This window comes from Streptomyces sp. WI03-4A, assembly GCF_033792105.1.
Classification (GTDB): Bacteria; Actinomycetota; Actinomycetes; order Streptomycetales; family Streptomycetaceae; genus Streptomyces; species Streptomyces collinus_A.
This window is the reverse complement of record NZ_JARAUO010000004.1, coordinates 120,112-132,526: the sequence shown is the minus strand read 5'-3', so window position 1 is coordinate 132,526 and position 12,415 is coordinate 120,112. Positions and strand designations below refer to the sequence as shown.

Annotated in this window: 11 protein-coding genes and 2 pseudogenes; 7 read left to right on the top strand and 6 right to left on the bottom strand. The window is 69.2% G+C overall.

All coding sequences use genetic code 11. The annotated features are described in order from the left end of the window. Positions 1 to 393 precede the first annotated feature (393 nt). From PV343_RS07080 to PV343_RS07070, 3 genes are all read left to right on the top strand, one after another. Positions 394 to 888: a MarR family winged helix-turn-helix transcriptional regulator gene (locus tag PV343_RS07080; protein ID WP_319145899.1), complete on the top strand. Its 495-nt coding sequence runs from the start codon at positions 394 to 396 to the stop codon at positions 886 to 888. Beyond that, a complete protein-coding gene (locus tag PV343_RS07075) occupies positions 885 to 1,328 on the top strand; it encodes a MarR family transcriptional regulator (RefSeq protein ID WP_319145898.1) in 444 nt (147 codons plus the stop codon). The genes PV343_RS07080 and PV343_RS07075 overlap by 4 nt, the downstream gene beginning before the upstream one ends. A gap of 203 nt (positions 1,329 to 1,531) precedes the next feature. Then, a complete protein-coding gene (locus PV343_RS07070; protein WP_319146041.1) occupies positions 1,532 to 2,854 on the top strand; it encodes a hypothetical protein in 1,323 nt (440 codons plus the stop codon). 81 nt (positions 2,855 to 2,935) lie between these two features. On the opposite strand, the pseudogene PV343_RS40345 reads toward PV343_RS07070, so the two are convergent. The 5 genes and pseudogenes from PV343_RS40345 to PV343_RS07050 all read right to left on the bottom strand — a co-directional run. After that, positions 2,936 to 3,037: pseudogene (locus PV343_RS40345) on the bottom strand (transposase); the annotation flags it as partial. A 52-nt stretch (positions 3,038 to 3,089) separates the two neighbouring features. Continuing rightward, positions 3,090 to 4,721: an alkaline phosphatase D family protein gene (locus PV343_RS07065; protein WP_319145897.1), complete on the bottom strand. Its 1,632-nt coding sequence runs from the start codon at positions 4,719 to 4,721 to the stop codon at positions 3,090 to 3,092. 242 nt (positions 4,722 to 4,963) lie between these two features. Next, a complete protein-coding gene (locus tag PV343_RS07060; RefSeq protein ID WP_401700993.1) occupies positions 4,964 to 5,314 on the bottom strand; it encodes a hypothetical protein in 351 nt (116 codons plus the stop codon). Continuing rightward, positions 5,311 to 5,934 (bottom strand): RNA polymerase sigma factor, encoded by a 624-nt coding sequence (locus PV343_RS07055; RefSeq protein ID WP_319145896.1) that lies wholly within the window; start codon positions 5,932 to 5,934, stop codon positions 5,311 to 5,313. The genes PV343_RS07060 and PV343_RS07055 overlap by 4 nt, the downstream gene beginning before the upstream one ends. A gap of 717 nt (positions 5,935 to 6,651) precedes the next feature. Further along, positions 6,652 to 7,218 (bottom strand): GNAT family N-acetyltransferase, encoded by a 567-nt coding sequence (locus PV343_RS07050; protein WP_319145895.1) that lies wholly within the window; start codon positions 7,216 to 7,218, stop codon positions 6,652 to 6,654. A gap of 961 nt (positions 7,219 to 8,179) precedes the next feature. Between PV343_RS07050 and PV343_RS07045 the strand changes: the two genes are divergently transcribed. Together PV343_RS07045 and PV343_RS07040 are read left to right on the top strand one after the other, a co-directional pair. Next, complete coding sequence (locus PV343_RS07045) at positions 8,180 to 8,431, top strand: hypothetical protein (RefSeq protein WP_133924030.1); 252 nt, start codon at positions 8,180 to 8,182, stop codon at positions 8,429 to 8,431. Positions 8,432 to 8,441: 10 nt separating this feature from the next. After that, on the top strand, positions 8,442 to 9,626 hold the full coding sequence (locus PV343_RS07040; RefSeq protein WP_319145894.1) for a flotillin family protein: 1,185 nt from the start codon (positions 8,442 to 8,444) through the stop codon (positions 9,624 to 9,626). 1 nt (position 9,627) lies between these two features. Here the strand turns inward: PV343_RS07040 and PV343_RS07035 are convergent. Further along, positions 9,628 to 9,863, bottom strand: a pseudogene (locus tag PV343_RS07035) (hypothetical protein); the annotation flags it as partial. 891 nt (positions 9,864 to 10,754) lie between these two features. On the opposite strand from PV343_RS07035, the gene PV343_RS07030 reads away from it, so the two are divergent. After that, positions 10,755 to 11,951, top strand: a complete 1,197-nt coding sequence (locus PV343_RS07030; protein ID WP_319145893.1) for a M4 family metallopeptidase — start codon at positions 10,755 to 10,757, stop codon at positions 11,949 to 11,951. A 53-nt stretch (positions 11,952 to 12,004) separates the two neighbouring features. Continuing rightward, complete coding sequence (locus PV343_RS07025) at positions 12,005 to 12,316, top strand: protealysin inhibitor emfourin (RefSeq protein WP_319145892.1); 312 nt, start codon at positions 12,005 to 12,007, stop codon at positions 12,314 to 12,316. Positions 12,317 to 12,415: the final 99 nt, after the last annotated feature.

The window sequence follows — 12,415 nt, the reverse complement described above, 5'->3', positions numbered from 1 at the left end:
AGAACGTTCGAGCGAACTGATGCCGCGCCGGGCGCCTCCTGACCGCTGGAGCACTGCGCCGGCACTGACCACCGCCCGCGAGGGCCGTCAGGGCGGCGGGTCAGTCCTCGGCGGTGCGCTGGGCCGCGGTGGCCTCCAATGAGGGACTGGTGATCCCGGACGTCTCCACAACGACCTTTACGACAAGCCCGCAGCCCTCGGGCCCGTTCTCGAAGCGCTCATCCCGTTCTTCAACGAGCACCTTTGAGCTATCCGCCGCCCTCGAGCGGCCCTGGCCACACCCCGGACGCCCCGGCGGGACGGGCAGCCCCCCGTGGACGGTGCGTCTCCGGGTTCCTGCGCCTCCGCCAGAAGATAATAGCCATGGACATAGTAGCCATGTAATCTATGTTCATGAGCAAGGGCTCGCCAGGTCCCACGCCTGGCTTCCTGGTATGGCGGCTCGCCAACAAGTGGCGTGTCGCGGTGGATCGCGCGGTGGCTCCGCTGGGCCTCACCCACGCGCAGTACTCACTGATCGCGTCGCTATACGGCATGCAACGCGCCGGCGAGCGGCCCAGCCAGCGCCGACTGGCCGACCACATCGGCCTGGAAGCGCTGTACGTCTCGAAGCTGGCGCGGGCCGTTGAGTCGGCCGGCCTGATCGAGCGCACCCGCGATCCCCGTGACCCGCGCGCCGTGCAGCTTTCCCTCACCGAGCAGGGCCAAGCCGTTACGCGGCAGGCCATCACAGTGGTCCAGCACATGCAGCGGCAGTTGCTGGAGCCTCTCGGCGGCCTCGACGCCCCGCGGACGCGCGCATTCACCGACGAGCTGAGGACCCTCCTCGGCGCGACTCTGACTCCATCCGTACCGAACGACGACACCACTCAGGGGAGAGCACCATGACCACTACGCCACCCGCGGCCGACGCCCGCCTGCTCGGCCTGGCCCACTATGCCGCCCGCGGCGTCCTGGAGCATGTGCTGGCCCGGCGCGGCGTCACGTTCCTGCAGCAGGTGGCCCTGCGCGCCGTCGCCACCGCGGACGCTCCCCAGGCACCGGACGATGTAGTCACCCAAGTTCGGGGCTCCCTCAAGGCTGATCCGGTCGATGTCCGCGCCACTCTCGACGAACTGCTGGCCAAGCAGTTGCTCGCCGCGGACGGCGCGTACCTTCGCCCCACGGACGCGGGGCGAGAGCTGCTGGCCGCAGTCGGAGCGGAGACCGCCCCCATCTCCGCCCGCATCTGGGGCGGGATATCCGCCGAGGACCTGGCGGCAGCCGGCCGCGTGCTCACCCTGGTCACCGACCGCGCCAACGTGGAGCTTGCGGAGCTGACCGCCTGACCGCAGCGTTGCACGGCCTGCGATCGTGCTGGTTGGCCGGGCGGACACTCCGGAGTGCTTCGGTCGGCGAATGCCGCCGACCGAAGCACACATGGGTACCGCACTTCGTGCCACCCGGACGTCACGCCTGAAGGCCTGCCGACGGGACCAGCCGTGCCCGGCGCGGGTACGGCACGGCTTTGGACATCTCTTACGGTGTCCCCGTGAATGTGGATGATCTTCAATGGCAGCTGAGCAACCTCGGCGGTGTCCAGCCGCGAATCGTGGACGGGATCCTCGAATGCGGCGGCTTGGAGGCCTTGGTGGACGCGGCGCGGAAGCGCGAGGACTGGTTCTGCGCTGCGGGTGCGGTGCGAGGTCTGTGCGCGACGGGGGAGTTCGGTCGGGCTTGGAAGGTGTTGGAGCCGTTCGTGGCCACTTGTTGGCAGCCGGCGGTGCGGGCGGGCGTTGACGTCCTGTTGCGGTGGGGGCGCGTCGACCAGGCGCTGGATCTGGCGCACCCCAAGGAGCCGCAGGAGAACGCGGTCGAGGCGTGGCGGGACTACGCTGAGGCGCTGGTCCGGGCGGGGCGGGTGGAGGACGCGATCGGCGTTCTCGGCCCCTACCTGCGCTCCGGGCGGGTGCTGGCCGCCCTGGTGGGGATGACCGAGGGGCAGGGGTGCGACGAGTGGCTGTTGGAGCTACTTACCCCGATTGCCGAGGAGTTCCGGCGTAACCCGGAGGAGCCCCGCATCCGTGACCTGTGGGACGTCCTGCCCGCACAGGCCCGGGTCCTGGAGCGGTCCGGTCGCGCGGACGAGGCAATCCGATTGCTCGGCGCGGACGTGGCCGCACGCCGGTTCGGGCCGCAGAACAACGTCGAGTTCTATGCGGAGTTGCTGGCCCGACACGGTCGGATCGAGAAACTTCGCGCCCTTGCCGACACCCACGCGTACGCCGCCGTACGCCCGTACGTGACGGCCCTTGAGAACCTGGGCCGAGCCGGAGAAGCGGAGGCGTACCTGCGCGGCCTCATCGCCGCCGGGCGACCGGGCTGGCACGAGAGCACGTTGATGGAGTTGCTCATCCGCCAGGGTCGGTTCGATGAAGCCATCGAGTCGGTGGAGCACACGTTCGACGACCTCTACGACAAGAACCTTCTCCAGGCAACCATGATCATCCTCGCCGACCAGGGCCAGCACGACAAAGCCCTTGGACTCACGGAAGGACGCAGCCCCGAGTTCCTCGCCGAGAACGAGGCGCTCTGGCTCCGGTCCAACCGGTGGTGGCTCATGGGAGAGTCGGGACGCGCCCGGGAAGCGATCGCGGAGATCCAGGCGCTGCCGGCCAGCGACGTTGACGACCGCGAGCTGACCCTTGCCTGGCTGCTCGCCCAAGGCGGCCGTGTCGAGGAGGCCATCGCCTGCCTGCGCCGGCTTCCTGGCAACCGGGCTGCAAACGACCTGGCCGAACTGCTGGTCAGGCACGGCCGCTTCACCGAGGCCCTTGCCGTCATCCCTGAGGTGGCTGCCCAACGGGATGGGTAACGGCGCTTCTGGACGGTCCGAAGGGAGCGGCAGAAGGCCGCTCTGTCCGACGTCGGCTACGGGTGCGACGACCCGTTGACCGCTTCGAACAACGAACTGCTGCAAGGCCTGGATGTCGCCGTCCGGCAGCCGCTGGGCCATCGGCTGGATCGACCTGCGCCGGCCGTCCAGCATCAGCGCCCTCGCACCGTGAAGATGCCCACCACCGGGCGAGAGCACTCGACGTAACGAAGCACTACCCGTCGGCGGTCAGGACGGCCTCGTGCACGGTCTGCAGTGTCGCGTCGGAGGTGGTGCTCTCCAGACGGAGGTGGGCAGAGCGGTCGCGCAGCGTCAGGGTCATCAACTGGTTGCCGAACCAGGGGCCGCCTTGCTTGCGCCATGTGATCGGTGGCCGGGGACAGCGGCCGTGCCGGGCGAGCAGGCGCCCGAACAAGCGGGCCGGTGCACTCCAGCCGAAGCGGAAACCGATCCGCATCATCAAGGGCACGGAGTTGTGCACCGGCGAGCAGGTGAGCTGTACGACAGGACAGCGCGGCCCGTCGGACGGCCATGACGCCTCGGCGATGTAGCCGTGGTGAACGTCGCCGGACAGGACGCACACGGTCGCCGGAGCGGCCGGGCTTGTCCCGGTCTCGGCGATGATGTCAGCGAGACCGGTGAAGGAGCGTGGGAAGGCCGCCCAGTGCTCCAGGTCGGCTCCGCGGCGCAGCCACTCGCCGAAGCGGGCCCAGCGTGTTCCGCGCTCCCCGGCACACAGAGCCGCGTCCCAGGCCTCGGTGTCGTGCACCAGGTGGGGCAGGAGCCAGGGCAGGGAGGTACCGATCAGGAGGTGGTCGTAGGCACCCTCGTCGCCCAGGACCTGCTCGCGCAACCAGGCGGCCTCGCCCGGGTCGAGCATGGCGCGGTGGTCCTCGGCGAGAACCCGCGCGGCCCGGGAGTCCACCATCACGACCCGCACCCGGCCGAAGTCGCGACGATAGCTGAAGCGGACCGAGGCGGAATCGGCGTCGGCCCGCTCGGCCAGGGCGCGCAGTGCCGGGGTGCCGTCCGGCGCGGCGTGGACCGCGGCCCAGTCGGGATCGTCGGCCAGCTCGGCCGGGGAGAGGTTGCCGATGTGTTGGTAGACCCAGTAGGACATCAGGCCGCTCAACAGCCGTTCCTGCCACCAGTCCTCGGTCCGCATGTCCGCGAGCCAGGCGGCAGAGGTGTTCCAGTCGTCGACGATGTCGTGGTCGTCGAAGATCATGAAGCTGGGCACGGTGGACAGCAGCCAGCGGACCTCGGGGTCAAGCCATGATTCGTAGTAGAGGTGGCAGTACTCCTCGTAGTTGGTGACCTGGCTGCCTGGCGGCTTGTCGAGATCGCGGCGCTCGGCGAGCCAGCGCCGGGTTCGCGCGGACGTCTCGTCCGCGTAGATCTGATCACCCAGCAGAAGCAGAACGTCGGGGGGCTCGGTCCCGGGGTCGGCCAGCAAACGGGCGGCGAGCGTGTCGAGGGCGTCGGGGCCGACCGGATCCTTGCCGTCGGCCGGGGGTGCGGCCCAGCGACACGATCCGAAGGTGACCCGGACGGTGTCGCCGGTGCCCGGCGAACGGATGACGGAGGGCGGATACGGGGAGTCGGGCAGAGGCCACACCCGGGTGCCGTCCAGGAGTATCTCGTAGGTGGGGGAGTCACCGGGGCGCAGGCCGGCGACGGTGACGAGCGCGTAATGGTGCCCGGCCACCTGGAAGGTGGGGGCCGTGCCACCCGCGCCGTCGGAGCAGCGCACCTGTACCGTGCAGGGCTCGCCGGTCTCGACCCACACCGTCGCGCACGAGCCGTCGGTGCACCTCAACAGAGGTCCCAGGCGCAGTTCGGCCACGTGATCGCCTTCCTGTCTTGCGTAGAGGTGAAGGAACGACCGTAGCGACGGTACAGGGCCGGGAGTGCAGTGTCCGGGCTCCCGGCCCGCAGGGGCAGGCAGGAGGCGAAGAGCGGCATCGCGGCCGCGACAGTGCTTAGGCAGTGTCCGCAAAGTGCCGCCTGCCCCACGACCTCCACAAGATCCCCCGGGCAGGCACCTGGTAGGTGCCGGTTTCTCATGGGCAGACGCCGAGCGCACTGTCAGCCCACCACCCCTTGGGATCTACTCTTCGGGGCTGCCCTGTGCGGCTTGGCAAGGGTGCAGACGCCGTCCACGCACTGGCGCTCCAGACGGCCGAGGGAGATGGTCTGTGCCAGGCCGACCATCCAGCAGGTTGGGCAGCCGCGGAAGGCGATCAGGGCCAGCGGCGCCGCCAGCAGGGTGGCCGGACCGGCGACGGGCACCAGGGCGATCGAACCGATGATCAGCCCGAAGCCGACGGCGCCGCGCGCCAGATGGCGCGGGACTGACTTGCTGGCGTAGTTCATTTCGGGTGCGGCGGGCTGGGCCTGCGCGCCCTGCGCGGATTCCACTGTGTTCGCGACGTTCAAGGTCGTGAGACTCCTCCGACTGGTTGGTCAATAGCTTGCTCGCGCGCCCGATCGGCGGCTTGACCGAGTGGTTGCCCCGTCCCTGCCAGAGAGTGACGCAGTGCTGTGCGTGCTCTGTGCAGCCGGGACTTCATTGCGGCGTTGCTCAAACCGAGCGCACGGGCAACGGTCTTGCCGGGCAGGCCCTGTACGTCCCGCATGATCAGAACCTGCCGCTGGTCACGGGGAAGGACGCTGACCGCAGCCGCGATCCGCTCCGCCTCCAGCCTGTGCAGCACCGCGTCCTCGGCGGACGGTTCCGTATTCGTCTGCGGTTCGGCTGTCGCCTCCTCGCTTCGTGAGGCGAGCAGCCGTACCTGCCGGAGGCACTCGTTGCGCACGATCCGGAACATCCATGAGGCAAGCGCGCCAGTGGCCCGCAAGGTGCCGATCTTCCGGTAGAGGATGATCAGTGCCTCCTGTGCCGCGTCCTCCGCGTCCTGCGGTGAGGCGCAGAGCGACATGGCGAACTTGCGCACGTGAGGCTGCGATTTCATGACGACGGTGGTGAGCGACGCGACGTCGCCGTCCTGAGCGGCCTTGATCAGCCGCTCGTCCGGCCAAGTGAAGCGTTGGTTCATCTGAGACTCCTACCCGGAAGGCGCCCTACGGGCAGGTGCTGGTCAGCTTCGGCTCTTGTAGCGCCGCATCAGGTGCCAGCTGCACGCACTCACGAGCAGAGCTCCGACTACTACGAGGCTGGTGACCATCATTGGGGGTTCCTCCCGGTTCTACCGGCCCGTTCGGCCGGTACACAGACAAGAGGCCGGGGGATCCGAAAAGGATTCACCTCGGCCGAGGCCCGGGCCGAACGACCCATGACGCCTGGCCGACTCGGGGAACGGCTCCGCCTCAACTCCGCCCGCACGGCCACCCTCGTCGACCGGCTGAAGCGGCTCGGCCAGGTCCGGCGCGAACGCGACATCACCGACCGCCGGCGGGTCCGGCTCACCACGGAACGACGGGCGGTCGACCTCGGCTGGTCGTCCTTCGGCCGGCCATCAGCGCGCTGGTCACCGCTATGGACGCCTTCACCCCGGCGGAGCTCGACACCTCCGAGCGCTTCCTCAGCGCGATGACCACCGCCGCCGCCACCCCTGACCCATGGTCGAGCGCAGTCGGACTGCGGAACCACGACGTCGAGTACGTCACGCATCCCCGCCGCACCGGCCGGCGAATGGTGCTTCCGGATCCGACGATCTTGGGAGTCTCCCTGGCGCCGGGCCTTGCAGGAGAGGCACCCGCACCCCGTGGACGGCGGGCGAGGTGAGGACGCGCAGCACCGGGATGCCGCCCGCTCAGGTGTCCCTGCGCCGTATGTGCCGATGCCCCTGGCCGGGGAATGCGGGCGGCGTCGCGGGCAGGACGGTGTCGAGGAGGTACCGGCTCTTGTCGGCCACGCGGCAGGAGGCGGCGTTGCCCGCCTGGTGCAGGAGTTCCAGATGCTCCAGCGTGCCCGCCCGCAGGCCGTCGAAGGCCCAGGTGGTGAGCGCCTGAAGAGCGCGGGGCGCCACTCCCCGGCCGCGGGCATGCGCCGCGGTCCAGTAGCCCACCTCGGCCGACGGCTTGCCGAGAGCCACTTCCTTGAGGACCACGTGGCCCATCAACCGCCCGTCGGGCAAGCCGGGTTGCTTTTCGACCACCGCGAAACTGAAGCGATCTCCCGCTGCCCAGCCCCGCTCCTGGCCCCGCACCCACCGGAGCGCGTCGGCCTCGTTCTCCACGGCCAGGCTGGTCCAGCGGCGCAGTGCGGGATCCCGGGACACTTCGACAAGTGCGGCAGCGTCCTCTGTGCACCACGGGCGAAGGACGAGGGCGGGAGCGGAGGGCGTGGCGTCCGCATGCAGGATGACGGTGTCGTTCACCGGCCGATCCTATGGCAGCGGGGTGGCGCGCCCGCGCCGATGATCCCGGCCCACTACCGCTCGATTCGGGCGCGGACGGCCTGGACGGACCATGCGCACACGGCGCCAGGCTCTGCGGGGGCCGACCGGCCGTTGATCACTGCGAGCAGCTGGGGGTGCCGGTCGCGGCGCGGGTCGCTCGTGCCCTGCAGCGGGGCCGTCGGCGCAGCCCCGCATCGCCGGGGCGGCAGAGGAGGCGGGCGTAGTGGGCCGCAACCGCCGCGACGAACGTATCGGCTTGGCGCGAGGCCGGGTCGATGCCGGCTGCCAGGGCGGCGCCGGCCCGCTCGCGGACGACCCCGTCGAGGTGGCGTCGCTGGGTCGTGGGGGCGCCGTGTGCCTGCACGGCCCCGTGGTTCGGGCCGCCTGGCGCAGACACTCCGCCTTGAACGAGCTGTCTACCGCGGTGCCCGCCGACGTCCTTCGCCGGGTTCCTGTCCGACCCGGGCAGCAGAGCGATCTTCTCGCTCAGCTTCGGGGGTGGGCCGTGACGGTTCATCCCCCCTGTTGATGGAACGGTGGGAGGTCCATGGACGAGGGGTTGCGGTGGCTGGCCCGGTCGGGTCTGAGCAGCGAACCACCCATGGCCATCACGCTGCCCACGACCACCGCCGGACGCACCCATCTCCACGCGGCCATCGCCCACGACGCCCCCGGCACCAAGTTCACCGTGTCGTGCACTCCTGGAACGGCACCGAGACCGAGGACAGCGCCGAGATCCTGTACGCCGTGGGCGGCCTCCTGCTCCTCGCCGGCGACGCCGAGACCCAACTCGCCCCGATCGTCCAGGCCCTGGACACCGCCCTGCTGACCAGCGCCTGGCGGGTGCGGGAACGCTCCACGCCCCTCCCACCCGTTGGGTCGCGACCCCGCTGGGTCTATCGTCTGACTTCTGAGGTCAGGACGAGGAGGACGGCCGGTGATGCCGCAGGACGACGCCGTGATCGGCTGCACGGGCAAGGTGCTCATCGGGACGCGGGGATCCGCGGGCCCCGGCGAGGTCCTGGTGCGGGTCCGAGGCGGCTCCGAGACCTTTCTGGCCTGGTCCGAGGACCCCCTGCCCGCGGGCGCGACGGTCCTCGTGATCGAATCACGGGGATGCCGGAAGGTCGGCGTCATTGAGTGGGTGGATCCATTGGACGCGCTCGGCGGAGAAGCCGCCGGCGCAAGCTGAGGAGTACAGCATGTTCGGATACCGCGTTCCCGCTCCCGACGAGGCGATGTTGATCTCGGGGGGCCGGCGGGGACTGGGGGGCGCGCCGTTCCGAGTGGTCACGGGGCACGGGAAGTTCGTGCTCCCGGTCTTTCGCAAGGTCCGCTTCCTCACCCTGTCGATGTGCGAGGCGGAGGTCACCGAGACCTGTGTGACCAAGCAGGGCATCTCCCTGCACGTCCGCGCGGTCATCGCCTTCAAGGTGGGCAACGACCCCGAGAGCATCATCAACGCCGGTCAGCGGTTCCTCTCCGACCAGGAGCAGATGTCGGTGCTCACCGGCCGGATCTTCGCCGGCCATCTGCGGTCCATCATCGGCTCGATGACGGTCGAGGAGATCGTCACCGAGCGGCAGAAGCTCGCCGCCGAGGTGCTGGACACCTCCAAGACGGAGATGGCGACGATCGGCCTGATCGTCGACTCCCTGCAGATCCAGTCGATCGACGACGGCGACACCGGTTACATAGACGCGATGTCGGCCCCGCACAAGGCGGCGATCCAGCGGCAGGCCCAGATCGCCCAGGCGCAGGCCACCCAGGCCGCGGTCGAGGCGGAGCAGGAGGCGGCCCGGAAGCAGGCCGAGTACGCCCGGCAGACCGCGATCGTCAAGGCCGAGTACTCGGCCGAGGTGGACCGGGCCCAGGCGGAGGCCGCACAGGCGGGACCGCTGGCCCAGGCCCACGCCCAGCAGGAGGTGCTCGCCGCCCAGACGGAACTGGCCGAGCGGCAGGCGGAGCTGCGCCAGCAGCAGCTGGTCGCCGAGGTCGTCAAGCCGGCCGAGGCCGAGGCCGAGCGGGTGCGGATCCTCGCGGCCGCCGAGGCCCAGCGCATGAAGATCCAGGCGGAGGCGGCGGCCTCGTACGACCGGGTCGCGCTGGACCGGATGCTGATCGACCAGCTTCCGCAGATCGTGAAGGAGGCGGCAGGCGGCCTGTCCGGCGCCAACGTCAACGTCCTGAACGGAGCGGACGGCCTCGGCGAGATCGCCGCTGGCCTGGTGTCCCAGGGTCTGACGATCCTCGACTCGGTGCGGCAGAACATGAGCGGGCAGGACAAGGACTCGAAGGCGGACGGCAACACCGGCGCCAAGGGGCTGCTGCAGCTGCGCTCGGGCAAGGAGCGGACGTCGGACAACGGTCCGGTGAACGTCGACTAGCTCATCCGGTGGCGTGAACGACGGTGAAGTGCCGGTCGATGGCTGGGATCCGAAGCTCGTCCAGCACCGCCACCGCCAGGTCCTCGGCGCTGATGCGGGACTCCCCGTCGGCGCCGAGGAACAGGGTGCCGGTGCCGCTCCGGTAGCGGCCGGTGCGCTCACCGGGTTCCAGTACGGCCGGGGGCTCAGGTACACCCAGTCGGCGCCGGTGTGGGCCCGGCAGGTCCGCGGCTGGGCGACGGTGAACTGCTGGACCCGCGAAGGTTCTTCGCCCCGCCCCCCGTCGAGTCATGCTCCTTCCCTCCCGGCCCATGCCGGACTTGGCTGACCTACGCGGCCGGAGCGATATCGGCCCGCGACCGTTCCGCCCAGGCGCGAGCTGGGTGATCGGCCTGCTGGCGTACCTGCCGTCAGCGGGCCGGCAGTCCTGTCCGGCGCGGACGCTGCGAGCGAGCTGCTTCGCCAGGCCACTCCTCAGTCGACTCGCAGCCTGCTCTCGGGGCGCATCGCACTCGCGCAAACGCTGCCCGCCGTCGGCCTGGCCGTCACTTTTCCCTCGGATGCCTACACGGTGTTCTTCGCCGAGATCCCCGCCGAGCACACCCCCCCCGCTACACCGTCGTCACCGACGACAGCGGCCTCGGCGACCTGTTCGGCGGAGCGCACCTGGTGATGGACACCTGGACGTAGGTACACGTCACGCCCGCACTCCCGAACACGCTGCACAAAGCCGCGCCGAGTTCACCCGCGCTCAGACCATGCCAGTTCGTAGGCATTGGCCTTGGTGATCATTCAGCAAGTGCGCTGGGGCATCGGAGATATCCGGTGCGCCGGGGAGTTGTGTGAAATCGAAAAAGTCAAACGTTCTTTCTGTGGCTGGGTCGGTAAAATGTGGCACCGCGCCTGAAACCCTGCAATGCTGATATTGAGGGAAACCCACAACGTGACACATGGGAAGTGGTCGGCGGTCAGGCTCCTTTGATCGCCCACGTCTCAGGTCCCAGTCTCAGGTCCCAGACCATCTGGACGCTCCTGCAAGGCCACTAATCACCTTGCCTTGGGCCGTCTCGGTGGACGGCGATCGGAGAATTATCAACCAACCTACGTCTTGGGATCACGGAGCCCTCCATGACGAGCGAACTTCGAGTGAACTGCGCGATTCCCCCGTACATCCTCGAGGAGCTTCTGGAAAGCGATGATCGTGAGGTGCGGCAGGCGGCCCTGAACACCCTGCTCACCACTGCCCGTCTCAGGGGCGCGCGGTCGGTTCTGGCAGCCTTCCCCGGCGCCGCCACCCCCGGGAACGGGCGCAGGACGGTCTTCGACTGCCGAAACGGCACGGACCTTGCCCTCGCGGTACTGGCCCGGTCGGAGGACGGGCCGCCGTCCTCCGACGGCGCCGCCAACCGCGCGTTCGAGGCCCTCGGCAGCACTCGAGACTTCTTCCAGCGAGTGTTCGCCCGGAACTCCATCGATGGTCAAGGGATGCGCCTGGACGGCTACGTCCACTACGACGAGAAGTACAACAACGCGTTCTGGGACGGGCGTGAAATGTGCTTCGGCGACGGTGACGGAATCGTCTTCTCCGATCTCACGGGCTCGATTTCCGTGATCGCCCATGAATTGGCGCACGGAGTGACCGAGCACACCGCGGGACTCGCATACCGCGACCAGTCCGGGGCTCTCAACGAGTCCATGTCCGACGTGTTCGGGACGCTGGTCGAGCAATGGACGCTGAATCAGACGGCCGAGCAGGCGGACTGGCTGATCGGCCGCGAGGTCTTCACACCCAAGGTCCAGAAGGACGCCCTGCGATCGATGAAGGCCCCGGGGCACGCCTGGGCGCGGGACCCTCAGCCTGACCACATGTCGAACTACGTTCACATGTCCGGGGACCAAGGTGGGGTGCACTACAATTCCGGAATCCCGAACAAAGCCTTCTACCTGACAGCGACCGCCATCGGCGGGCACGCGTGGGAGGCTCCGGGAATGATCTGGTACGAATCCCTCAAGGCGTCCAACAGCGAGACGCGGTTCCAGGAATTCGCAGACACCACCTACCAGAAGGCGGGGGATCTCTACGGAGTCGGCGGCCCCCAGCAACAGGCCGTACTGGGCGCGTGGCAGCAGGTGGGCATCACCATCACCGGGGTCCCTGCCGGGATCGCGAAGGAACAGGGCCGCATGGTCGACGTGAGCGGTGACGCGGGCCAGCAGGATTCCGTGGCGGCAGTGGCCAGGCAGCTTCAGACGCTTGCAGGCCAGGTCCAGGAACTGAGCCGGGATCTGGCCACGCTGAAGGGGCGTGTGACGAGCGGCCGTTGATCGCTGCGCCCTCCGTCGGAACGGCGGAGGGCGCTGGATGGCCGTGAGGTGCCATGAAAATCACCCTGCTGACAGACGGCGGGCTGGCTTCCACAGTTCTCGCCGAGCTTCCGCCGCAGGTCCTGGACACGGACACCCTGTCCGAAGGAACCGCTGCCGAGTTGCACCGACTGGTGGCCGCAGCCGCCCGGTCGGTGGCGGAAGGGACCGAGGAGCCCTCCAGCCTCGCGAGAGACGCCATGAGCTACTCGATCACGGTCGAGGAGGGCGGCCACGCGTCCGTCCTGGTGCAGTCGGATACGACCATGTCTGCGGAGTTCGCGGCGTTGCTGCGATGGCTCAAGCAACATACCGCGCGGCAGTGAGGGCCGAGGCTGCGAAGGTGGCGGCGCGTGGCTCGCTTCGTTGCCCGCGTGAGGCATGTTCTCCGGTGTCGTGCCGCCGTCGCCGCAACGCCACACCGG

Bases quoted from the DNA above. Each gene is read 5' to 3' on its own strand.
- PV343_RS07045 (WP_133924030.1), top strand. From the start codon at position 8,180: ATGCCGCAGGACGACGCCGTGATCGGCTGCACGGGCAAGGTGCTCATC.
- PV343_RS07040 (WP_319145894.1), top strand. From the start codon at position 8,442: ATGTTCGGATACCGCGTTCCCGCTCCCGACGAGGCGATGTTGATCTCG.
- PV343_RS07025 (WP_319145892.1), top strand. From the start codon at position 12,005: ATGAAAATCACCCTGCTGACAGACGGCGGGCTGGCTTCCACAGTTCTC.
- PV343_RS07030 (WP_319145893.1), top strand. From the start codon at position 10,755: ATGACGAGCGAACTTCGAGTGAACTGCGCGATTCCCCCGTACATCCTC.
- PV343_RS07075 (WP_319145898.1), top strand. From the start codon at position 885: ATGACCACTACGCCACCCGCGGCCGACGCCCGCCTGCTCGGCCTGGCC.
- PV343_RS07080 (WP_319145899.1), top strand. From the start codon at position 394: ATGAGCAAGGGCTCGCCAGGTCCCACGCCTGGCTTCCTGGTATGGCGG.
- PV343_RS07055 (WP_319145896.1), bottom strand. From the start codon at position 5,934: ATGAACCAACGCTTCACTTGGCCGGACGAGCGGCTGATCAAGGCCGCT.